The organism is Pseudomonadota bacterium (assembly GCA_030860485.1).
Lineage (GTDB): Bacteria > Pseudomonadota > Gammaproteobacteria > JACCXJ01 > JACCXJ01 > JACCXJ01.
The window spans coordinates 14,543-35,185 of record JALZID010000318.1; the positions used below are offsets into that span (position 1 = coordinate 14,543).

Annotated in this window: 19 protein-coding genes and 1 pseudogene; 5 read left to right on the forward strand and 15 right to left on the reverse strand. The window is 64.5% G+C overall.

The annotated features are described in order from the left end of the window. Positions 1-3: 3 nt before the first annotated feature. Both leuS and M3461_20100 read right to left on the reverse strand, forming a co-directional pair. Complete coding sequence (gene leuS, locus M3461_20095) at positions 4-2,457, reverse strand: leucine--tRNA ligase (GenBank protein MDQ3776487.1); 2,454 nt, start codon at positions 2,455-2,457, stop codon at positions 4-6. A gap of 345 nt (positions 2,458-2,802) precedes the next feature. Beyond that, positions 2,803-4,155, reverse strand: coding sequence for a hemolysin family protein (locus M3461_20100; GenBank protein MDQ3776488.1), 1,353 nt, complete (start codon positions 4,153-4,155; stop codon positions 2,803-2,805). 541 nt (positions 4,156-4,696) lie between these two features. Between M3461_20100 and M3461_20105 the strand changes: the two genes are divergently transcribed. After that, positions 4,697-6,220: an FAD-dependent oxidoreductase gene (locus M3461_20105; protein MDQ3776489.1), complete on the forward strand. Its 1,524-nt coding sequence runs from the start codon at positions 4,697-4,699 to the stop codon at positions 6,218-6,220. A 157-nt stretch (positions 6,221-6,377) separates the two neighbouring features. Here the strand turns inward: M3461_20105 and M3461_20110 are convergent, their stop codons facing one another. From M3461_20110 to M3461_20125, 4 genes and pseudogenes are all read right to left on the reverse strand, one after another. After that, entirely contained in the window at positions 6,378-7,571 is a 1,194-nt protein-coding gene (locus tag M3461_20110; protein MDQ3776490.1) for a PQQ-dependent sugar dehydrogenase, read from the reverse strand. A gap of 238 nt (positions 7,572-7,809) precedes the next feature. Continuing rightward, positions 7,810-8,847 carry a hypothetical protein gene (locus tag M3461_20115; protein ID MDQ3776491.1) on the reverse strand — a complete coding sequence of 346 codons (1,038 nt, stop codon included), beginning with the start codon at positions 8,845-8,847 and terminating at the stop codon, positions 7,810-7,812. Continuing rightward, positions 8,844-10,313 carry a glutamate--cysteine ligase gene (locus M3461_20120; GenBank protein ID MDQ3776492.1) on the reverse strand — a complete coding sequence of 490 codons (1,470 nt, stop codon included), beginning with the start codon at positions 10,311-10,313 and terminating at the stop codon, positions 8,844-8,846. Before M3461_20120 ends, M3461_20115 begins: the two co-directional genes overlap by 4 nt. Positions 10,314-10,429: 116 nt before the next feature. Further along, a pseudogene (locus tag M3461_20125) lies at positions 10,430-10,528 on the reverse strand (aminotransferase class V-fold PLP-dependent enzyme). Between the two features lie 469 nt (positions 10,529-10,997). Between M3461_20125 and M3461_20130 the strand changes: the two are divergent. The 3 genes from M3461_20130 (at position 10,998) to M3461_20140 (ending at position 12,594) form a co-directional block, all read left to right on the forward strand. Beyond that, positions 10,998-11,690, forward strand: coding sequence for a hypothetical protein (locus M3461_20130; GenBank protein ID MDQ3776493.1), 693 nt, complete (start codon positions 10,998-11,000; stop codon positions 11,688-11,690). A gap of 287 nt (positions 11,691-11,977) precedes the next feature. Next, entirely contained in the window at positions 11,978-12,175 is a 198-nt protein-coding gene (locus M3461_20135) for a DUF5678 domain-containing protein (GenBank protein ID MDQ3776494.1), read from the forward strand. Next, positions 12,175-12,594 (forward strand): retroviral-like aspartic protease family protein, encoded by a 420-nt coding sequence (locus tag M3461_20140; protein ID MDQ3776495.1) that lies wholly within the window; start codon positions 12,175-12,177, stop codon positions 12,592-12,594. The genes M3461_20135 and M3461_20140 overlap by 1 nt, the downstream gene beginning before the upstream one ends. 367 nt (positions 12,595-12,961) lie before the next feature. On the opposite strand, the gene M3461_20145 is transcribed toward M3461_20140, so the two are convergent. The 9 genes from M3461_20145 to M3461_20185 form a co-directional block, all read right to left on the reverse strand. Beyond that, a complete protein-coding gene (locus tag M3461_20145) occupies positions 12,962-13,282 on the reverse strand; it encodes a non-heme iron oxygenase ferredoxin subunit (GenBank protein MDQ3776496.1) in 321 nt (106 codons plus the stop codon). Positions 13,283-13,359: 77 nt separating this feature from the next. Then, positions 13,360-13,908: a putative Fe-S cluster assembly protein SufT gene (gene sufT, locus M3461_20150; protein ID MDQ3776497.1), complete on the reverse strand. Its 549-nt coding sequence runs from the start codon at positions 13,906-13,908 to the stop codon at positions 13,360-13,362. Between the two features lie 6 nt (positions 13,909-13,914). Beyond that, a complete protein-coding gene (locus M3461_20155; protein MDQ3776498.1) occupies positions 13,915-14,358 on the reverse strand; it encodes an SUF system NifU family Fe-S cluster assembly protein in 444 nt (147 codons plus the stop codon). Further along, positions 14,358-15,596 (reverse strand): cysteine desulfurase, encoded by a 1,239-nt coding sequence (locus M3461_20160; protein MDQ3776499.1) that lies wholly within the window; start codon positions 15,594-15,596, stop codon positions 14,358-14,360. The genes M3461_20155 and M3461_20160 overlap by 1 nt, the downstream gene beginning before the upstream one ends. Before the next feature lie 29 nt (positions 15,597-15,625). Then, entirely contained in the window at positions 15,626-17,047 is a 1,422-nt protein-coding gene (gene sufD, locus M3461_20165) for a Fe-S cluster assembly protein SufD (GenBank protein ID MDQ3776500.1), read from the reverse strand. Next, entirely contained in the window at positions 17,044-17,793 is a 750-nt protein-coding gene (gene sufC / locus M3461_20170) for a Fe-S cluster assembly ATPase SufC (protein MDQ3776501.1), read from the reverse strand. The genes sufD and sufC overlap by 4 nt, the downstream gene beginning before the upstream one ends. After that, the gene (gene sufB / locus M3461_20175) at positions 17,793-19,256 is read right to left on the reverse strand and encodes a Fe-S cluster assembly protein SufB (protein ID MDQ3776502.1); all 1,464 of its coding nucleotides are present in this window, start codon (positions 19,254-19,256) and stop codon (positions 17,793-17,795) included. Before sufB ends, sufC begins: the two co-directional genes overlap by 1 nt. Before the next feature lie 22 nt (positions 19,257-19,278). Next, positions 19,279-19,605, reverse strand: a complete 327-nt coding sequence (locus tag M3461_20180; protein MDQ3776503.1) for an iron-sulfur cluster assembly accessory protein — start codon at positions 19,603-19,605, stop codon at positions 19,279-19,281. A gap of 56 nt (positions 19,606-19,661) precedes the next feature. Beyond that, the gene (locus M3461_20185; GenBank protein ID MDQ3776504.1) at positions 19,662-20,150 is read right to left on the reverse strand and encodes a Fe-S cluster assembly transcription factor; all 489 of its coding nucleotides are present in this window, start codon (positions 20,148-20,150) and stop codon (positions 19,662-19,664) included. A gap of 259 nt (positions 20,151-20,409) precedes the next feature. Here M3461_20185 and M3461_20190 point away from each other — a divergent pair. After that, on the forward strand, positions 20,410-20,643 hold a 234-nt coding region (locus M3461_20190), incomplete at its 3' end, for a hypothetical protein (protein MDQ3776505.1).

Sequence of the window (20,643 nt, forward strand, 5' to 3'; positions counted from 1 at the left end):
CGATCAACCCGCGACGATGTTGACCAGGCGGTTCTGGACCACGACCAGGTGCCGCACCGACTTGCCTTTGAGAAACCGCCGGACATTGGCGTCGGCAAGCGCGGCTTCCCGGACCGCGATCTCGCTCGCCCCCGAGGGGATGTTCACGGTACCGCGCTTCTTGCCGTTGACCTGCACCACGAGCGTGACCTCCTCGCGGATGAGTGCCTCGGGATCGACCACGGGCCAGGGTGCGTCGGCCACGAGATCCGGGTGTCCAAGGGCCGCCCACAGCGCCTCGGCGATGTGAGGGACGATGGGGGCCATGAGCAACAGCGCCGCCTCCAGCCCCTCGCGCCACACCGCCCTCCCCGGTCCGTCATCCGTCTCGTGCTTCGCGAGCGCGTTGCAAAGCTCCATGACCGCGGCGATGGCGGTGTTGAAGGTGTAGCGCCGCCCGAGGTCGTCGTTGACCTTGGCGATGGTGCGGTGGATGAGCCGGCGCAATTCGCGCTCTCCCGGCCCGATGCGCGAATGGTCGGTCTCGTCGAGCGGGCCGGCCGCGAGGTGGGTCTCTGCCAGGCGCCATAACCGTTTCAAGAACCGGAAGGCGCCTTCGACCGCCGTGTCCGACCATTCGAGCGAGTGTTCGGGGGGCGCGGCGAACATGGTGAAAAGCCGTACCGTGTCGGCGCCATACTGTTCGATCAGGGCCTCGGGATCGACGGTATTGCCCTTGGACTTGGACATCTTGGCCCCGTCTTTGAGCACCATGCCCTGGGTCAGGAGGCGGGTGAAGGGCTCGTCGTGCCCGAGGAGCCCGGCATCGCGCATGAGCCGATGGAAGAAGCGCGCATAGAGAAGGTGCAGGACGGCGTGCTCGACCCCGCCGATGTACTGGTCGACCGGGAGCCAGTAATCGACCCGCGCATCGAGCATGCGCCCGGACTGGTCGGCCGAGCAGTAGCGGGCGTAATACCAGGACGACTCGAAGAAGGTGTCGAAGGTGTCGGTCTCGCGCTCCGCCTCGCCGCCGCAGGACGGGCAGCGCGTCTGATAGAACTCCGGCATGCGCTTTAAGGGCGAGGCCACACCCTCGAAGGCCACGTCCTCCGGCAAGCTCACCGGCAGATCGGCCTCCGGCACCGGAACCGCCCCGCATGTGGGGCAGTGGATGATCGGGATCGGGCAGCCCCAGTAGCGCTGGCGGGAGATCCCCCAGTCCCGGAGCCGGTAGTGGACCTGGCGGCGCCCCTTGCCGTGGCCTTCGAGGTACGCCGCGATCGTGTCGAAGGCCGCCTGCGAGCTCAAGCCGTCGAAGGCCCCGGAGTGCCTGAGCACCCCGGCCTCGGTGTAGGCCCCGTTCCGGAAGTCCACGTCACCACCCTCGCAGGGGAACACCACTGGTTTGATGGGCAGGCTGAAACGCGTGGCGAACTCGAAGTCGCGCTGATCGTGGGCCGGCACGGCCATGACGGCGCCGGTCCCGTAGGCCATGAGCACGAAGTTCGCGACCCAGATGGGCAGGCGTTCGCCGGAGACCGGGTGCAGGGCCTCGAGGCCGAGCGGCAGGCCCGCCTTCTCCATGGTCTCCAGCACGGCTTCGCTAGTGCCGCTCCGGCGGCATTCGTCGAGGAACGCCTGGAGCTTGGGGTCGCGGGCCGCCGCCTCGATGGCCAGGGAGTGCTCCGCGGCCACGGCCAGGTAGGTCACGCCCATGAGCGTGTCCGGGCGGGTGGTGAAGACGCAGAGCGTCGTGGCGCGCTCGGGGATCTCGAAATGCGCCTCGACGCCCTGGGAGCGGCCGATCCAATGGCGCTGCATGGTGCAGACCGCCTCGGGCCAGCCCTCGAGCGCATCGAGCCCGGCGAGCAATTCCTCGGCGTAATCGGTGATCCGGAGGAACCACTGCGGGATCAGGCGCCGCTCGACCGTAGCACCCGAGCGCCAGCCCTTGCCGTCGATGACCTGCTCGTTGGCGAGCACGGTCTGATCGACCGGGTCCCAGTTGACCAGCGCGGTTTTCTTATAGACGAGGCCCTTCCGGAACAGCTCCAAAAAAAACCACTGCTCCCACCGGTAATAGTCCGGCCGGCAGGTCGCGAGCTCACGGCCCCAATCGTAGCCGAAACCCAGGCGCTTGAGCTGGGCGCGCATGTGCTCGATGTTGGCGTAGGTCCACTCGGCGGGCGCGACGTGGCGCTCGATGGCGGCGTTCTCGGCCGGCAGCCCGAAGGCGTCCCAGCCCATGGGCTGCAAGACATTCCGGCCCCGCATGCGCTGGTAGCGCGCGATCACATCCCCGATGGTGTAGTTGCGGACATGCCCCATGTGGAGCTTCCCGCTCGGATAGGGGAACATCGAGAGGCAGTAGAACTTCTCGCGCCCGGGGTCCTCGGTGGCGCGGAACACGCCCGCCTCCTCCCAGCGGCGCTGGACGGCGGGCTCGATGTCCCGTGGGCGATACAGTGGTTCCATGGTCCTCCCCGCTCTCGGGGAGAGGATAACCCACCGGACTATGGCCGGGAAGGGCCGTGGCTTGAATGGACCCGGCCGCGCGATCCCAGGGACGCCTGAGCTGCGCCGTCAGCACGTCTCGGGGTGGCGTGGGAGACCGCATCGCACACCGTGGGTGTGTACGCCCCAAGGGAGGCGGACTTCGACGCGCCGAAGCTGCTGACCCAGCCCTGAGCAAATCGTTAGCGAGACGACTCCGGTGCGTTTGCATCTGCTTGAGCGCCGAGGCCTTCTTTGCCAACGCGCCGCTCGCCTTCCTAGATCAGGAAACGAGAACCGTCGCGCCGCAATAGTCGAACGATGCCCTTAAGAACCCGCGGGATCTTTTGATTCGTTGCAGGGTTGCCTAAGCGGCGCGGCGAGCACCTTATCAATCTTGCGACCGTCCATGTCCACGACCTCGAATCGATATCCGCCGTAGTCGATGTGCTCTCCGACGGCAGGGACCCGCTCGATCTGCCACAGGATGAGTCCTGCCACCGTGTGGAAATCGTGCTCTGGCGGGACCTCCCGCAAGCCCAGTCGATCCTTGAGAACATCGATATTCAAGTCACCATCGATCAGCCAGGAGCCATCCTCTCTTTGGATAGCTTCTCGATCACCGCTTCCATCGGCTTCCGCAAGGCCGCCGACGATGGCCTTCAAGAAGTCTGCGGCCGTCACGACGCCCTCAAGAGCACCCGAGTCGTCGAGAACCAGTGCCAGACGGACGGGCGACGCTCTGAATATCTCCAGTACCTCTAATGCCAACATATCTCGGTGTACAATGAGGGGTTGGCACAGAGCGCCTTCGATATCCAATGCGCCGCCGGCCATGGTCTGATTCAACAGATCCTTAGCTTGGACGATGCCGAGCACCCGGTTGATCCCGCCCCTGGCCACGGGCAGACGGGGGAAGTGCGATTCCTGAAGCGTGCGACGAATCGCATCATCCCCCTCATCGAGGTCGAGATAAACAACCTCGGAGCGTGGGGTCATGATCGCCCGCACACGCCAGTCCGCCAGACGCATAACGCCCGAGATCATCTCTCTTTCCTCGAATTTTAGGGTCCCGGCCGAAACTCCCTCGGCGACGACAGCCTTGATTTCGTCCTCGGTCAGGGTTTTGTTGGACGTCCCTTGGGCACCCAATACACGTAAGACCAGAGTCGAAGACAGCTCCAGAAAGTACACCATAGGCGCTGCAATCTTGCCCAGAAATATCATGGGTCGCGCCATCGCTGAGGCCAGACGTTCGGGGTTTTTCAAGGCCAGTTGCTTGGGGACAAGCTCCCCCAGGATAAGTGAGAGGTATGTAATCCCAATGACGACTACGCCGATGGCGATGGGCTCACCAAAAGGCACGATTTGCGGGTAGCTGTCGAGGTAAGCCGCAAGCTGCTCGCTGATGGTGGCACCGCCGAATGCCCCGGCCAAGATCCCCACGAGGGTGATGCCGATCTGAACCGTGGAGAGAAAACGCCCGGGGTTTTCAGCGAGAGCGAGTGCGCCCGCGGCACCCCTGTGTCCGGCGTCGGCCAGCACCTTCAGCCTCGGCTTTCGTGACGACACGATGGCCAGCTCGGACATGGCAAGAATGCCGTTCACCAAGACCAACAGCAAGATAACCAGTAACTCAACACCTATCGCCATGATTTCGGTCCGAATTGCGGGGTACACGGTAATATGCCTTGCCTAAACGCGTTGGCGCACATCATTATAATCAGGCATGGCGGAATCATACCGCCAATGAATGGCGCGGGCACGCGCGCCCTACGCTTGCTCAGCCCATGAGCGAAGCTGTTCCCGCTCATAAGCTCGATCAGCGGGTGAGCCGGTAAGCGCCTTCCTATTCGGACGCTTCCTGTCGGTCAAGGTGGTTTGACCGGCACCGAGGGACTCGGGTCCGAGCACCCGCCTCTCGCGTGTCCCGTTCGCCTATCCCGTCACCCCACAGCCCCTACTCCCACCCGAAACCCGGCCCGGGTAGGTCCGAATGCCCTCTTCCCACCCCCTTTCCGACCACCCAACCACCGGCCGGCCTGGCCGACGCAACAGTATCTGTTGCATAGACGCATTGAATTTCCTATCCTTCCCGCGCCGAGAAGGGGGCCGAGCAACTCCGCCAACAGTTAAGCTCGGCGACAGAACGGGCGCGAGGCGGCCGAAGTGCGCGCCGGGGAGCTGGAGGCCCGCGCGGCCGATCTGAACGGAGGTCGTCATGGGCAGCTTGAACGAACGCAATCCTTCCTTGTGGGTGAAGACGTCGCCGGAGGCCCGGTACCGGGCCTTGAGCGGCAAGCCGAGCTTCGACGCGATCGTGATCGGTGGCGGCATCGCGGGACTGAGTGCCGCCTACATGCTCCAGCGAGACGGGATGAAGGTGGCCGTGCTGGAAGCCGGACGGATCGCTTCGGGCGTCACCGGCTACACGACGGCCAAAGTGACGGCACTTCACGGGCTGATCTACTCCGACCTGGTGGAGCGCCACGGCGCGGAGCGTGGTGCCGCGTACGCCGCGGCCAACAGCACGGCGATCGACCTCGTCCGCTCGATCGTCGACGCGGAAGGGATCGAGTGCGAGCTCGAGCGACAGGATGCCTACACGTACGCCGAGACGAACGAAGGCGCCGACGCGATCCGCCGGGAGGCGGAAGCATGCCGCGAGATCGGACTCGATGCCGAGCTGACCTACGACGTGCCGCTGCCCTTCCCGGTGTCTGCGGCCGTCCGGCTACGCAACCAGGCGCAGTTCCATCCGCGCGCGTATTGCCTCGGGCTCGCCGCCGCGATCCACCGCACCAAGGGACGTATCTACGAGCGCACCCGCGTTTCGGACGTGCAGGAGAAGGTCCGCGTCTGCCACGTCAAGACGGACCACGGGACCCTGTCGACGCCGACGGTCGTCGTTACGACGCATCTGCCGTTCATGGACGACGGCAGCTACTACGCGAAGACGGCGCCGAGTCGCTCCTACGCGATGGCGTTCGCCGACGGCGAGTCGTGGCAGGGCATGTTCATCAGCGCCGAACACCCTGTCCGATCGATCCGTCCCGCGTCGGCCGGCGGCCGCCGATGGCTGATCCTCGGCGGTGAGAGCCACAAGGTCGGACAGGAGAACGACACCGAAGCTCGGTACACGGCACTGGAGTCGTGGGCCGCAGAGCGCCTGCAGATGCGGGATCCGGCCTATCGCTGGTCGGCGCAGGACTACGTGTCCGTCGATGGGATCCCCTACGTCGGGCGGCTGACCTCCGACCACCAACGCGTCTTCGTCGCGACGGGCTTCCGCAAGTGGGGCATGAGCAACGGCACGGCGGCCGGGATGATCATCGCCGACGCGGTGGCCGGCCGTGAGAACCCGTGGGCGATGGCGTTCGACTCGACGCGCATACGGCTCGTGCAGTCGGCGAAGAAGCTGTTGAAGGAGAACCTCAACGTGGCCAAGCGGTTCATCGGCGGGAAGCTCGCGGTGTCCGGCCACACGCCCGAGGAGCTCGGCCGGGGCGAGGCGCGCATCATAAGCGTGGACGGTGAGACGCTCGCCGTCCACCGCGACGACGCCGGACGTTTGCACGCGGTGTCGCCGGACTGCACGCACATGGGGTGTCGCGTCGCATGGAACACCGCCGAACGCACCTGGGACTGCCCGTGCCACGGCTCGCGCTTCACGCCGGACGGCGAGGTGATCCAGGCCCCGGCGACGCAGCCCCTGAAGCCCCAGAGGATCCCCGTGAAGCGCTAAGTAACGCGCCGCGGCGCTCGACGCGCCGACCTGGTCGCTCAGCGTGTCGTGGTCACTCTTCCTCGGTCCCGAAGCAATAGACCTCGTACGGCTGGACCGCATGGTGGCAAAGCCCGGGGTAAAGGTGCGCCTTGGGCGCATATCGCTTGAAATGGGTTTATCTTTCATAAAACACCCGCCAGATCTTCCCCCCACCATCGTCCGATACCAACAGCGACCCATCGGCCAGTTGGAGCAAACCCACCGGCCTTCCCCAGACCTCGGGCTTTTCTGGATCGAGCATCCAACCCGTGAGGAAATCCTCGGGTCCGGAGACCGGCTTACCTTCTCTAAAGGGTACAAAGGCGATCTTATAGCCGACCCGTTTTGAGCGGTTCCAGGAGCCGTGCATGGCGATAAAACACCCACTTCGGTATTTTTCTGGAAACTGTGCGCCCGTATAAAATAACAGATCCATGGCGCTTACATGGGCACCGAGCAACACATCAGGGTAGAGGGTCTTGCTTACTATCCCCTCCGGGGCGTCTTTACGGCGGGGGTCTGGGTGGGGACCGATATAGGCGTAAGGCCAGCCGTAAAAGCCCCCGGCCTGGATGCGGGTCAGATAATCCGGCACCAGATCATCACCGAGTCCATCGCGTTCTTGCACGGTGACCCAGAGTGTCTCCGTGCCGGGATACCAGCGCATCCCAACCGCATTGCGAACGCCATTGGCGTAGATCTCATGGCTACTGCCGTTCGGGTCAAAGCGACTGATCGCAGCCCGCATAGGAGGCTCCCCGCTGTCCACATTGGATCCTGATCCGACGCTTAAGTAAAGCTTTTCCCCTTTTGAATCAAACAAAATCGTGCGGGTTGCATGGCCCCGGCCAAATTTGTGCAAGGAAATGACCTCTTTACCTTTTCCCACTATCTTAAGAGCTTGGGGATCATAACGGTAACGTGTGACGGCAGTTGCCTCCGCTATGTATAGCCAGTCCTTATGAAAGGCAAGGCCATAAGGTTGATCCAGATCCTCCATCAGCACCTTCTTATTCTTGTCTTTCAAGACGTAGACGGTGCCGTCATCCATGTCGGAGACCACGATCTCGTTACCTGGGCCCAGCAACATGAGTCGGGGTCCAGAGAAACCCGAAAGATATTCCTCTACCGTAAACCCGACAGGAACCTGCAATTGAGCCCCTTCGGGCTTGGTAACCACACGCGGGCGATTGTGGGCTGAACCTGTATGAAAGGGCTTGGGCAACTCCGTCCAATTAACCGGCAAGTCTGCAGCCCATGCGCTCGGCAGGATAATGCTTGCGAGAAAACAGAATAGGATGGCATTCAGCCAAGAATGGTTGGATTTCATTTCCATTACCTCATAAAATCACGCAGTGGGAATTACGCGGGGCGCTAATGGTGGGTGTGCTTTTCATATTTGTTCCTAGCGTGCTGGAACGCCGGCAAAACGGCCACCTGCGAGATGTACCCCCATCCCGACGACCATAGTAACGGATTTTCCCTCGCGTGGCGCGCGTGCAGGCATGCTGAACCTTCTCGTCCCCCGCAGGATCGCCAACCGAGCTGTCAAGCTCGGATCCGATCCGTCACCGCTTCTGCATGGCGTAGAACAGGCAATCGCTCTGCGCGATCGCCGCAGACACGGTCATCATGACCGGCACCATCGCGCGCCGGATGCGCACGAGCCCATTCGCGCTCGTGAACAGCTCGGCGCTCACCTCGACGCCGTCGCCGCCGCGGGCATCGAACGGCCACGTGCCCGGAGGCCCGAGCCATCCGAGCACCATGCCGGGCTCGACCGGGTCGAAGTTGTGGCGGTCGATGTCGCTGCGCACCGTGAGGTTCGCTCCCTCGACCGGAGCGTCACCGAACGCGAGGCGCACGTCGGGGTGGATCCTCACGCGAACGGGACGATGCAGGATCTCCATGGCCTGAAATTTAATTGGATAATCCCTGGGCTCGGCGCGCACGCTCAGCTCTTCGACCGACAGATAGCGCTCGAGGCCGGCGAGCGCGACCGCGTCGGCGACCGGATCCTGGGCTCGCCCGCATTCGACCACGATGCTAGCCGTGAAGCGGTCGGTCGCTTCGATCAACGTGCCGAGCCGCAGATCGCTCAGCATGTAGCGATCTGCGAACAGGCTCGTGAGGCCCAGGTGAGCCGCATCCGCGACCCTGCCGACGCCGTACGCGGGGCTCTGCCCGCTGTTGTTGTGCAGGTCGACGAGTGCCTCCGGCCTCGTCGCCTCGAGCCGCTCGATCAGCTCCCGCGCGCGCTCGCCTTCGAGCCCCCCGAACGGCGGCGCGAAGCAGCGGTTCGCATCACGCGCCTGCGGTAATGCGCGGTGCGACCACGGAGGCGCGGCGAGCGCGGCCTCGACCGAGCCGATATAGAAGACCGCGTCGGTGGCGGGCGCGACGCCGGAGCGGAGCCAGGCGTGAACCGCGCGGACGCCGCTCGGCTCATTTCCATGGAGCAAGGTCGTGACGATCCGAGTTCGCGACCGGTCGCGCCCGGGAACTCGCAGCAAGGTGGCGCCATCGAGCTCGCGCAACCAGTGTTCGACGTTGCCCGGCAGGTGCGCCAGGCGCGCCTCGTCCAACCACTGGATCGGCTGCGTCATGGGATCGGCCAGGTATGCACGGGCGCGCCGAGCTCGGAGTGGTCCAGGTACTCGCCGAGCATGCGCGCGAGCGCCTCCTTGCGCCCGAGCTTGTCCTCGAGCGCGGCGAGTCGGCTGCGCTGCCATTGCGCGCCGGTCTGTCCGGTGGTGGCGCGGCGCTCGATGATCTCCAGCAGCCGCTCGCACTCGCCGGTGTCGATTTCTGCGTGCAGAAGCCCGCGCTGGGCGACGGGCAGGAGCTCGTGCACGAGCTCGCGCGCGCCGATCGCGAAGAGCCCTTTGCCCTCTGGCCAGAAGAGCTCGGCGGCGAGGCCGTGTTGCGCGCCGCGGTAGAAGTTGCACTCTGCAACCTCGAAGGGGACGGAGTCGAAGAGCGCGGGGCTTCGCGACAGCTCGAGCGCGAGGCCCACGAGGAACGCCGCGCTCGCCATCATGTCGGCGACGGTCGGTCCCGAGGGCAGCGCGCGCATCTCGATGCGCAGATGGCCGCCTTCCGCCGGATCGTAGACCGCTCGGTTCCAGCGCCACACCGTGCCCTGGTGAAGCCGCAGCTCGGCGAGCAGCGGAATGCCACCCGCGCGCGTGACGGCGACCGGGTCCTCGTCGCTCATGACCGGCAAGAGCGGCTCGTGCAGCTCGACGCTCTCCTCGAACAGCTCGAGCGCGCCCTGCTTCAGCCAACCGAGACCGAAGCCGACGCGCGGCACGCCGCGCCGCGGCCCGGGCGGACGATCGTCGATGGCCTGCTTGAACAACGCGACGCGCGTCTCCTGCCACAGTCGATGGCCGAGGAACATCGGCGAGTTGACCGACACGGCGAGTGCCGGTGCGGTGGCGAGCTGCACGGCGTTGTACACGGCGGCGAACTGGGAAGGGTTCACCCGCAGGTGGATCTGCAGCGAGGTGTTCGCGCCTTCGTAGGTGACGTCGTCACAGTGGATGTCAAGCGAGTCCTCGCCGTCGATGCGCACGTGGAAGGGCTCACCCCGCAGGCGGCGGATGCCGGCCGACAGCGCGCGATAGCGCGGCAGGTCAGTCATCGCCGAGGACTCCAGGTCTTCGGCCGTGAGCGTCGGCAAGATGCCGGTCAGCGCGATGCGCGCGTCGTGCATGCTGGCGATGGCGCGCAGGCGCGCCAGACACTCGTCGAGCTGCTTGCCGAGAGCGGAGAAGGGTGTTCGCGCCAGCGCGACCGGGAGCGTGTTGCACTCCAGGTTGAAGCGGTTGAGCTCGACCGTGAAGCGCGGGTCGCACGTGTCGGCGAGCACGCGTTCGTTGATCGGCCGCGGGCGGCACGTGGCTCCGACCATCGACATCTCGAGCTCCGCGCCGAGCGACGACGCGCCGACCCCGAAGCGTTCTCGGGAGAGGAGCTCGGCGAGCGCCCGCATGTCCTCGCGCAGGCGCTGCGAGAAGCGCGCGTAGTCGTCTTCTTCGAAATGATCTCTATCGATGCTCAGGCCCAAGCTCGCATCCTGTGTGAACCATAGGACATCCAACGCGGTGGGTAGATTTTACAAGCACGCGTCAGGATATGGAAAGTCGCAGATTGCGCCAGGGGTGGCGGGCGACGGAGCGGCGGTGCCTCGGTCGCCTCCTGGCTCAGGCTGTGGACGCCGCGATGGATGTTGGCGTTGGTGTCCTGATAATAACCGACGATGGCGTCGATGACGGCCTTTGGTTCATGCCGCCACCCCTCGCCGACGTAGAGGCCGTAAAAAGCGACGCTCGCGCCCTCCCCTTCGAGCCGCGCCGCGATATCCTAGGGCGAGAGCCGCGCGGCGCAGGCGATCGACAAGCTCGTCACCTCGCTGTGCCGGGCCTGGCCGACGTGACGCCGGATCCCTTTCCGACCGCCGGATCACCGCTCAGCGCGTCTGACCCAGCATTCTCCATTGCAAGCTCGCGTTGCATCTACTATCCTTTGAGCGCGACGGTCACAGCCACCGCTACGATCGACTGCCAAAGAGGGCAGCGGCTCACCGCGTCGGGTGCGCTGGTCGAGCGGGCGAACCATGAGGAGAGATGCTTCCGCCGATGCGGCGCTGAGCAGTGGGATCCGTTGACGCTGCTAAAATCGAGTCTCGCTCGCGCGCGAGGGTCCGCCTGTTGGCGGAACGGACCGGCCATAACGGTATCGGAGGATGGCTGTGGGCTTAGATCTGACGCCGGTGGAAGTCCGGCAGACCGACTTGGCTTACTACGCCGTCCTGGAGCCACCTCCCTTCGCCCTGGGGGGGCGGTGGGTCGAGCTACAGTCAGCGATGTATGCCCACCTGCGGCGCTTCAAGTTGCGCCTCAGCGACATCAAAGTAGAGAGTACCACCGCGAATCCAGGAGACCTTTCGATCGCCTGCTGGATGGACAACTACGGCGCGTTGGCCAGGTACCGCCTGGACCGAGTTGAAGTCTGGTCGAGCAATCCTCGGCTGGCTGCGAATACTGCACTGGTCAAAGACATGGTCGTGCAGACGATGGAAGTTCTGCGAAGCGTTAGCCCAGACACCAGCGTCACGGTGCATAGCGTGAACGCCACGATTCACGGCACGCTCCCCGGCCAGTGCGAAGTTGCCGCCCGCATCGCCTCCTACGTAACCAAGCGGCCTAATGGCCTACCACCGCTGACCCCCAGCGGAGTATCCTTCCTCTGTGAATTCCCCTCAGGTCAAGGGCAAGGCTCGATCATCCTTGAGCGATCAGCCCTCGTTCCGGGCGGCGCCTTCCTGCGTGTCATGAGCGAACACGTAGGATCGCTTTCGGAAGGCGAAGCTCTAGATCGAGCCACCGAGTTCTTCCAGGCAGCTACGGCACGGTTGGGCCTGGAGGTGGTTTGGGGGACATAATGCTCGGAAATGCCCAGGGTGTCCTAATAACACCGCCTTCACCAAATGGATGGCCACGAGGCGGCCCTGTCCGGCTCGGCCTCGTCGCGGGGGTCTGGCGTCAGAATCCCTCCATTGACCCGCCTGAGCCGATGCGAGAGGCCCTGATCGAGCGCTTCAAGCGCCGGGGACCGCTATCACCTGCCGGCCTTGGTCAGGAAGCAACTCCCGGCCAGTTGCTCCTCTTCCGATCGCGCGAGCAGCGTAGGCATCCCGATGACATAGGGGCTCCTCCGAGAGCTCGCGAGATGGCGTGGCGTCGGGCACACGAGCAGGAGCTAGGTAATCTCATCGGTCAGTGGGTGATCGTTGAAGGGGACGATTTGATCGCGCACGGACCCGACCCCGCAGCACTGGTCGCAGCGGCCAGAGTTCACGGGATACGGGTTCCGTACGTCTTCTTCGTCGAGCCGTTTGGCGAAGACACCGCAAAGCTCGGGTTCTAGTGGTCACGGTTGACTACCACCACGAGATCCCGTATGACCGCGATGTAAACGGCAGGCACTACCCTCGACTGACCCTGAGGCTCGCAAACCTCGGAGATCCCGAGCAAGCCATCGACCTGGACGCCTATCTCGACTCAGGAGCCGAGCGTTCACTATTCGACGGCACACTAGCGCTAGCCCTCGGAATCGACTTGTTGGCCGGACAGGTTTTCAGGTTGCAATCAACAACCGGGCATGCTCTGCCCGCCAGGCTCCACACTGTGCACATTGCCCACGCTCTACTCGGCTCTTTCGCCATAGAAGTGGCCTTTAGCGCGGGCCCTATTGGAAGGAACCTGTTGGGTCGGGACTTCTTTTCGCGCGTCCAGGTTGGCTTTCGGGAGAGCCGTCGTGCACTCTACGTTACAGCGCTGCCCTAGCTGCGGTCCCGGCGTAGGTCGACTCCGCCTCCCAGGTCGTCTGAAATTCTGGGAAAATCGCGGTCGGACGAAATAAACCTCTAGGGGGTGAGAAGGTAGGCGCAGCCTGCCATCGCGTTCGAGGAGTCCGTGGGCCCCATCTTACGCAGGTCATAGCGCAGCTGGTTGAGCACATAGCGTTGGGTGGACAGATTATTGGACCAACAGTGCCTCATGGAGTTGGTTTGCCCGCCAGCCGCCGACCAGGGTGCCCGCGTGCGGCAGCAGTTCCATCAGGACTAAAGAGGTTGAATGAGATTCCCCCCCCTTTTTTTCAGCAGTTTTTCCAAATTGTCCTTACGCTGCCGTTTCAGGTGCCTGCGGCCGCTCAATCCCAGCGCTCGTCACGGACCTGGACCATCCCGTCCGTGACGCGGACCGGGAAGGTCGGGACGGGCTCGTAGGCGGGCGCGCTCAGGGCCTCGCCGGTCCTGATACAGAAACGCGCGCCGTGGCGCGGGCAGATGACTTCATCGCCATCCACGATCCCGCCGGCGAGCGGTGCCCCATCATGGGTGCAGAGGTCCTCGATCGCCCAGTACCGTCCGGCGAGGTTGAATACCGCGATGCGGACGCCCTCCACCAGGACCACGCGCTGCTCGCCGGGCGGGAAGTCCTCGGCAGGGGCGACATCGGCCCAATCGGACATTTCACTGGCCGACATCTAACTGGTCGACATCTCAGGGGCCCGCCATATCGATGGACCGACCTATCACCAGGCCGGCATCAGTACATCCCGGCCTCGAGCCTGGCCGCCTCCGACATCATGTCGTAGTTCCAGGGCGGATCGAAGACCAGCGCGACATCGACCTCGGCGACGCCCGGGACCCGTTCGAGCTTTCCCCGCACGTCCTCGACGAGGACCTGCCCCATCCCGCATCCGGGGGCGGTGAGGGTCATGCGCACATCCACACGCTGGCCGCCCTCGGGCAGCGGCGCGCAATGGCAGTCGTAGATGAGGCCGAGGTCCACGATGTTGATGGGGATCTCGGGGTCGTAACAGGTGCGCAGCTCGTCCCACACGCGGTCCTCGTCGAACTCCGCGCTCGCCTGGGCTTCCGGGCCCGACACCGGCTGGTGGGGATCGAGGCCCAGGGCATCCCGATCGTTGGCGGCGATGCGGGCGAGGTTGCCGTTGACATTGACGGTGCAGCTCCCACCCAGCGCCTGGGTGATGTACACCGTGCTGCCTTTGGGCAGGGTGAGGGCATCGCCCATGGGGATCAAAACCGCGTCACAGTCGCGGGTCAGGGTGATCGGTTCGTTAGTGTCCATCGGAGCCTACTCGGTACTGACCGGCTCGTGCCGGCCCTTCAACGCCGCCGACAGCGTATGCCAGGCCAGGATCGCGCATTTCACGCGCGCCGGGAACTCCTTGACACCAGCCAGGACCACCAGCTTGTCGAGCCCGGCGCCTGCTTCTTCCTCGCCCATGACGAGGGCGCGGAAGCGATCGAAGATCGCCCGGGCCTCCGACTCGGTCTTGCCCTTCAAGTGCTCGGTCATGAGCGAGGCCGAGGCCACCGAGATCGCGCAGCCCTCGCCTTCGAAGGCCGCATCGGCGATCACCCCGTCCTGGAGCTTGAGGTACACGGTGAGACGATCGCCGCACAAGGGGTTGAAACCGTCCGCCACGCGGTCGGCATCCGAAAGCCGATGACAGTTCCTCGGATGGCGGTTGTGGTCGATGATGACCTCTTGATAAAGGGTCTTCAGATCGAACATCAGCCGAGCATCCTCCGCGCCTCTTCGATGGCCTCGAACAACCGATCGACCTCTTCTTCGGTGTTGTAGAAGGCGAACGAGGCGCGCGCCGTTGCCGGCACACGGTAATGCTGCATCACCGGCATCGCGCAGTGATGGCCGGTACGGATCGCGATCCCCTCGCAATCGAGGACCGTGCCGAGGTCATGGGGATGGATCCCGTCGATGACGAAGGACAAGACGCCGACCTTCTCCTGTGCCGTTCCGATGAGGCGCATGCCCGGCACCTCGAGGGCACGCTTACTCGCATAGCCGAGGAGCCCGTGTTCGTGGGCGGCAATGCGGGGGAGCCCGATCGATCCGACATAGTCGATCGCGGCCCCGAGTCCGATGGAACCGGCGATGTGCGGCGTTCCGGCCTCGAACTTGTGCGGCACATCGTTATAGATGCTCTTTTCGAAGCTCACCGCCTTGATCATGTCGCCACCGCCCTGGTACGGCGGCATGGCATCGAGCCACGCGCGTTTCCCGTACAGCACCCCGATGCCGGTGGGCCCGAAGAGCTTATGGCCGGAGAACGCATAGAAATCGCAATCGAGCAACCGGACATCGACCGGCCTGTGGGCCACGGCCTGGGCCCCGTCGAGGAGCACCGGGACCCTCTGGGCATGGGCGGCGGCGATGATCTCGCGAACCGGGTTGACGGTGCCGAGCGCATTCGAGACGTGCACCACGGAGCAGAGCCGCGTGCGCGGGCCGAGGAGCTTCAGGTACTCGTCCATCAAGAGCTCACCGCGATCGCTCATGGGGATGACGCGGAGCACCGCGCCGGTCGCCTCGCAGAGCAACTGCCAGGGCACGATGTTCGAGTGGTGTTCCATCTCCGAGACCAGGATCTCGTCCCCGGCCGCGAGGCGCGGGCGCACGAAGCTTTGCGCGACCAGGTTGATGGCCTCCGTGGTGCCGCGTACGAAGACGATCTCGGCGGCCTCGGCGGCGTTGATATAACGCTGGATCTTGCCGCGCGCGCCTTCGTAGGCCTCGGTCGCTTCCTGGCTCAGGCTGTGGACGCCGCGATGGATGTTGGCGTTGGTGTCCTGATAATAACCGGCGATGGCGTCGATCACGGCCTTGGGTTTCTGCGTGGTCGCCGCGTTGTCGAGATAGACGAGCGGCTTGCCCTGCATGCGTCTCGCGAGGATCGGGAAATCACGCCGCCATGCCGCGACATCGAGGGACGTGCTCCCGCCCTGCCGCATCGGCCTCTGGGCCGGAAAGGTCGCGGTGCTCATAGGAGGGCCGACAACGACAACGGCTCGGCGCTTGTCTCCGCACTGCCGAGATCACGAGCGAGACCCAACCGCACGGCGGCGATGGGCAGGCGCGCCAGCACCTCGTCGATGAAGGCCTGGGTCAGGATCACCCGCGCCGCAGCCGCTTCTATCCCGCGCGAAGAGAGGTAAAACAATGCATCGGGATCGAGACGGCCGACGCTCGCGCCATGGCTGCAGATGACATCGTCGGCATGGATCTGGAGCTCGGGCTTGGTATCGATCTCGGCCTCACCCGAGAGCAAGAGGTTGTGGTTGCTCTGGTGCGCCTCGCTCTTCTGGGCATCGGGATGAACCACGACCGTCCCGTTGAAGACCCCGCGGGAACGGCCATCCAGGACGCCCTTGTATTGCTCTTCGCTGTGCGTATGCGGCAGCAGATGATCGATCCGCGTGTGGTGATCGACATGCCGCCGCCCGTCTCCGACGTAGAGGCCGTGAAGGGCGACCCCCGCGCCCTCCCCTTCGAGCCGCACCGCGATGTCCTGCCGCGAGAGCCGCGCGCCGCAGGCGATCGAGAAGCTCGTCACCTCGCTGTCCCGGGCCTGGCTGACCGACAGCCGGCCGACGTGATACGAGCGCGGGTGTTCGCGCTGAACGCGGTAGTGATCGCAGCGCGCGCCCTGGGCGGCGATGATCTGGGTCACGGCGCAGGTGAGGTTCTCCTGAGCTTCTATACCGACGAAGCTCTCGATGACCGAGGCGCGCGCCTCTTTTCCGAGTTGGATGTAGATCCGTGGAAAAGACGCCACGGGGCCGTCGCAGGGCGCGGACAGGAACACCAGATGGACGGGCATCTCCAGGGCCACGCCATCCGGCACGGCGAGGTAGGCACCGTCGGCGGTAAATGCCGCATTCAGCGCGGCGAAGGCATCGGGGGGCGCATCCGCCACCCGCTGGAGTGAACCGCGGAGCATGGGGGGCGCGTCCGAGAGCATCGCGGCGAGCGGGGCGACGGTCGTGCCCTCCGGCAACGACCCAGGGTTATAAAAGTAATTAAAGTCGGCCGAGGTCGAGACGCAGTGTCCGTTCACGAACACCAATTCCAGGCATTCCAGCCCGGCATAGCGATAATAGCCCTGATTATTGGCTTCGATGCGGCCGGCCTCGATGCCGGCGGCGCCCGTTCCCAGGGGGCCGACAACCGGCAGGGGCAGGGCGACCCGCAGAGGCCGCTCGGCGATAGTGCTCACATCGGTGTATTTCCAATCTTCGTCCCGGCGGCCCGGAAAACCCCGCTCCCCGAACCTCGCCAATGCCCGTCGCCGGATCGCACGCAGCCACGGAGGCTCGGCGGCCGGAAGACGCGATTCGAGCCGCGCCAGCTCCGCAAGCAAGGGATCGCTTGGCTTCAGAGGGGAGAGCACCTGGACATTCATGCCGCCGCCTCTTTGACCCAGTCGTAGCCGTGCTTTTCGAGATCGAGCGCCAACTCGCGGTCACCGGATCGGACGATCCGGCCGCCCGAGAGCACGTGCACCCGATCGGGCACGACGTAGTGCAAGAGCCGTTGATAGTGGGTCACGACGACGAAGCTCCGTTGCCCATCGCGCAGGCGGTTCACGCCCTCGGCCACGAGCTTCAAGGCATCGATGTCGAGCCCGGAATCGGTCTCGTCCAGGATCGCGAGGCGCGGCTCCAGGACCGCCATCTGGAAGACCTCGTTGCGCTTCTTCTCGCCACCCGAGAAGCCCTCGTTCACCGCGCGTTTCAAGAGCCCCTCGTCGAGGTGTACGATCTTCAGCTTTTCCTTGACCAGATTCAGGAACTCGATGGCGTCGAGCTCCGCGAGGCCGCGGTACTTACGGCCCGCGTTCAAGGCGGCTTTGAGGAAATAGGCGTTGTTGACACCAGGGATCGCGACCGGGTACTGAAAGGCCAGGAACACCCCGCGGTGGGCGCGCTCTTCGGGAGACAGGGCCAGTAGGTTCTCGCCGTCAAAGGACACGCCGCCGGCCGTGACCTCGTAACCCTCGCGTCCCGCCAGCACATGCGCGAGCGTGCTCTTGCCCGAGGCGTTCGGCCCCATGATGGCGTGTACCTCGCCGGAACCGACCTCGAGATCGATGCCTTTGAGGATCGTTTTATCCGTGATGCGGACCTCGAGATCATGTACGGCGAGCATCACCCGATCGCCCCTTCCAGGCTCACCCCGAGGAGCCGCTGGGCCTCCACCGCGAATTCCATGGGTAATTCCTTGAAGACTGCCTTGCAGAAGCCGTTGACGATCAAATTGACCGCATCCTCCATGGCGATCCCGCGCTGCCGGCAATAGAACAACTGATCGTCGCTGATGCGCGTCGTGGTGGCCTCGTGGCCGACCTCCGCGCTCGCGTTCTTGACCTCGATGTAGGGGAAGGTGTGGGCCGACGAACGGTTGCCGAGCAAGAGCGAATCGCACTGGGTATAGTTGCGCGCGTCTGCGGCGCCCTTGCCGATCCGAACGAGGCCCCGATAGGCATTCTGGCCGCGGCCGGCCGAGATCCCCTTCGAGATGATGGTGCTCGTGGTGTTGCGCCCGAGGTGGATCATCTTGGTCCCGGTATCCGCCTGCTGGTAATGACGGGTCAGTGCCACGGAGTAGAACTCGCCGCGGGAGTGATCGCCCTTCAAGATACAACTCGGGTATTTCCAGGTGATGGCCGAGCCGGTCTCCACCTGGGTCCAGGAGATCCACGAACGCGCGCCCCGGCACTCGCCGCGCTTGGTCACGAAGTTGTAGATCCCGCCCTTGCCGTTTTCATCCCCCGGATACCAGTTCTGGACCGTGGAATACTTGATTCGAGCGTCCTCGAGCGCGACCAGCTCGACGACCGCGGCATGCAACTGGTTGTCGTCTCGCATGGGCGCCGTGCAGCCTTCGAGATAGCTCACGTAGCTGCCGGCATCGGCGACGATGAGCGTGCGTTCGAACTGGCCGGTCTTGGCGGCATTGATGCGAAAATAGGTCGAGAGCTCGAGCGGGCAGCGCACGCCCTTGGGGATGTAACAGAACGAGCCGTCGGTGAAGACCGCGGAGTTGAGCGTCGCGTAGAAATTGTCCGTGACCGGCACGACCGATCCCAGGTATTGGCGGACCAGGTCGGGATGATTGCGCACCGCCTCGGAAAATGAGCAGAAGATGACCCCGGCCTTGGCCAGCGTGCCCTTGAAGGTGGTCGCCACCGAGACGCTGTCGAAGACCGCATCGACCGCGACACCCGCCAGCATCTCGCGTTCGCGCAGCGGGATCCCGAGCTTCTCGTAGGTCTCGAGGAGCTTCGGATCGACCTCGGAGAGGCTCTTCGGCCCGTCCGCCTTCGCCTTGGGGGCGGAGTAATACGAGATCGCCTGGTAATCGATGGCCGGGTGTTCGACCGTGGCCCAGCGTGGCTCCTGCATCGTGAGCCAGTGGCGGTAGGCGCCCAGGCGCCATTCGCACAACCACTCGGGTTCTTCCTTCTTGCGCGAGATGAGGCGGATGACCTCCTCGCTCAAACCGGGAGGGACCGTATCCGTCTCGATCTCGGTGAAGAAGCCGGCCGCGTAGTCCCTATTGACCAGGGACTCTACCGCCAAGGACTGTATCGACTGGGGAGTTTTCGCCATCCGCCCTTACCTCGCTCGGAGACTATCCAACGTTGAAGCTCTCACCGCAGCCGCAGGTAGCCTTGACGTTGGGGTTATGGAACTTGAAGCCGGCATTCAGGCCTTCGCGAACATAGTCCATCTCGGTACCGGCCAGGAACGTGAGACTCTTCTCGCTCACCACGACCTTTATGCCGTTCGATTCGAACACCCGGTCGTCCTCGGCCACGCCTCGCGCGGCCTCGACGATGTAGGCATAGCCCGAGCAACCCGTCGTCTTGACGCCCACCCGCAGACCCACGGCCCCTTCGTGCCCGCTGAGGACGCGTTTGACGTGCGCCGCGGCGCGTTCGGTCATCGTGATCTCCATCGTTACTTCTCCTGCTTGTAAACGTTCCGGCCTGTCAACGTTCTATCTCAATGGCTCTAGCTCATTCCGGCGCCGGCCCCGGTCGCCCGCGGCGGCTGGAAGCGAATGACCCGCGCGTCCTGGCGCGCCGAGACCGACCGCACGCTCTGCGTCGCCACCAGCTCGCCGAGGGTGATGTCGCTCAGGAACTCCTCGATGCGCCGGCTCAGGTCTTCCCAGAGGTCGTGCGTCAAACAGCGCTCGCTGCCCTGGCAGTTCTTCAAGCCCTTGCAGCGGGTCGCGTCCACGCCTTCATCCACCGAGTGGATCACCTCCGCGATCGAGATCGCCTCCGCCACGCGCCCGAGCCGATAGCCGCCGCCCGGCCCGCGCGCGCTCTGCACCAGCCCGTGCTTGCGTAGCCGCGCGAACAGCTGCTCCAGATAGGCGAGCGAGATCCCCTGCCGCCCCGCGATGTCCGCGAGCGCGATCGGCCCTTGCTCGTGATGGACCGCGAGATCCAGCATCGCCGTGACCGCGTATCGCCCCCTGGTCGTCAACCGCACTGTGGGAATCTCACCGCGGGGACCCGCCCCGCATCTCCACTTGAGCAGTGCAGCATCCCATAGCTGAGTAAATTAGTCAACTATTATGGGGGAGGGTTGCGCAAAGGCCCCAACGGTTGCCAAATGGCATTGACTTTCCTATCCTTTCATAGGGCTGAGGCGTATCGAGCGTGCCATCGATCAGGCGGGGATCCGACCCTCGCAGCGGCGGCGGCGTGTCGCGGACTATGCACTCGAGCGCCTGATCCTGGAGACCGACGTGTATCAAGACTGGGAGGCCGTGCACGCGAGCTTCCCGAAATCCCGGCGGCGGGTCCGCGTCTATCCGATGGCGCTGCAATCGTCCGCTCTGGCGCGGGCGGAGCGACTGGAGTTGACCCCGTTTCGTGGACACTTCACCTTTTGGGAAGGAGGAGTCCACGATGTCGAAACGAAGAAGTGCATATCCGCCGGAGTTCCGGCGACAGATGGTCGAGTTGGTCCGGTCAGGCCG

What these genes read in the sequence shown, in the direction of transcription:
- sufT (MDQ3776497.1), bottom strand. Translation starts at nt 13,908, where the DNA reads ATGGACACTAACGAACCGATCACCCTGACCCGCGACTGTGACGCGGTT.
- sufD (MDQ3776500.1), bottom strand. Translation starts at nt 17,047, where the DNA reads ATGAATGTCCAGGTGCTCTCCCCTCTGAAGCCAAGCGATCCCTTGCTT.
- M3461_20115 (MDQ3776491.1), bottom strand. Translation starts at nt 8,847, where the DNA reads ATGACGCAGCCGATCCAGTGGTTGGACGAGGCGCGCCTGGCGCACCTG.
- M3461_20160 (MDQ3776499.1), bottom strand. Translation starts at nt 15,596, where the DNA reads ATGCGGCAGGGCGGGAGCACGTCCCTCGATGTCGCGGCATGGCGGCGT.
- sufB (MDQ3776502.1), bottom strand. Translation starts at nt 19,256, where the DNA reads ATGGCGAAAACTCCCCAGTCGATACAGTCCTTGGCGGTAGAGTCCCTG.
- M3461_20105 (MDQ3776489.1), top strand. Translation starts at nt 4,697, where the DNA reads ATGGGCAGCTTGAACGAACGCAATCCTTCCTTGTGGGTGAAGACGTCG.
- M3461_20180 (MDQ3776503.1), bottom strand. Translation starts at nt 19,605, where the DNA reads ATGGAGATCACGATGACCGAACGCGCCGCGGCGCACGTCAAACGCGTC.
- sufC (MDQ3776501.1), bottom strand. Translation starts at nt 17,793, where the DNA reads ATGCTCGCCGTACATGATCTCGAGGTCCGCATCACGGATAAAACGATC.
- M3461_20155 (MDQ3776498.1), bottom strand. Translation starts at nt 14,358, where the DNA reads ATGTTCGATCTGAAGACCCTTTATCAAGAGGTCATCATCGACCACAAC.
- M3461_20145 (MDQ3776496.1), bottom strand. Translation starts at nt 13,282, where the DNA reads ATGTCCGATTGGGCCGATGTCGCCCCTGCCGAGGACTTCCCGCCCGGC.
- leuS (MDQ3776487.1), bottom strand. Translation starts at nt 2,457, where the DNA reads ATGGAACCACTGTATCGCCCACGGGACATCGAGCCCGCCGTCCAGCGC.
- M3461_20110 (MDQ3776490.1), bottom strand. Translation starts at nt 7,571, where the DNA reads ATGAAATCCAACCATTCTTGGCTGAATGCCATCCTATTCTGTTTTCTC.
- M3461_20135 (MDQ3776494.1), top strand. Translation starts at nt 11,978, where the DNA reads ATGGCGTGGCGTCGGGCACACGAGCAGGAGCTAGGTAATCTCATCGGT.